The following is a 1316-nucleotide window of genomic DNA, read 5'->3' as shown; positions in this document are numbered from 1 at the left end:
AAGGGCGGTGGAGAATAATTTACTCTCTAAGAAAGATGATAATTACGTCTTTGAAAGCTTAGAGCTTTTTAATAAGGATGGATTCTTAGATGAGAAAAGGAAATATAAAACTCAACAATTATTTTTGAAAGACAAGGAAATAGATCGCTTATTGCAACAACATCAGAAAGATCCTGGCAGTCTAAATGAGGTTCAAAGAAATTATTTACATAGTGAGTTAGTGGATATATCTAATTCTTATGGAATACCACTAAATCAGCTGTATAGTTGGAATTTTAATAGTGGTTATAAAAGAGACGATAGCAGTCTATCAAAATATTTAGCAACTGAATACTATAGACAGAATTTATCTTATGAGGCAAAGCAAGGGCAATCTCTAGCAGCAGGAATACTTACACTTCCTACAGCAGCATATGGTTATCGTTTTATTCCAGAATTAAATAAATTTGTTTTAGCCAATCCAATTAAATCGGAAGCAGCTGTTGTTTTTGGATATAAAGCGGGCAAATCTACAGCGGAAGGGAAGCTTTTTGAAGATGGTGGAATAAATTCAGCTGTAGCTGAGGACATAGCTAAGGAAACAGGAAAAGTAATAGTTTTAGGTAAGCTTCCTTTTAAACAACAAATAGGATATGGAATGGCGATTGATTATGGATATGAGGTTAATAAACGAAACTCAACGGAGCAATCTATAAAAACAGAAATGGTAGGAACTGCAAGTGGTTCTGCGGTTACTGGTGTTATAGAGGGGCTATCAATAGTTCTTCCTAAATTTAATGGGTCAACCAAGATTATTACCAACACTGTAGCAAGTGATGTAGTATCTGATAGGGCTAAAGATAAATATGAAAACAAGAAAAAGGTTGAGGGAAAATTAAAATGAGGACTGTATTTTTTTTAGTTCTTGGATATTTAATTGTGTCACTTATTATATTTATTTCATATGTCACTATTGAGATTATCTTTGATGAAAAATATATTAATTACGTTTTATTGTTGGAAGAGAGTTTTGTAGATATGTTTTTTCCATATTTTATAATCGTTTTATTTAAATTTTTATTCTCTAAGAAAAATTAACTTGAAGGGGATTTACCCAGATAATGCCAGTATTCACACGAGTGTTCTAGGATTCTTATAAGCAGTTTAATATGTTCAATTTTTTGCAAAAGATTGTTTTGGTGAAGAGTAATTTAGGGTAATCAATGAAAACAGACCCGAGAAAGTAAAAGCAACACCCTCACTCACGCAAAGAGTAACCTCAACGCAGGCAATGTGACGATTTTGTCAGAAGAAGGCAAGGTGGTATTAGAGGGCGT

General features: G+C 33.0%; 1 protein-coding gene. It reads left to right on the top strand.

Annotated features, from left to right (window positions below):
- A partial coding sequence (locus tag A1D25_RS01460; RefSeq protein WP_157393950.1) for a hypothetical protein occupies positions 1-883 on the top strand: 883 nt, incomplete at its 5' end.
- Positions 884-1316 lie beyond the last annotated feature (433 nt).

The organism is Ursidibacter arcticus (assembly GCF_009761375.1).
Taxonomy (GTDB): Bacteria; Pseudomonadota; Gammaproteobacteria; order Enterobacterales; family Pasteurellaceae; genus Ursidibacter; species Ursidibacter arcticus.
This window is presented reverse-complemented; position numbering and strand designations above follow the sequence as displayed.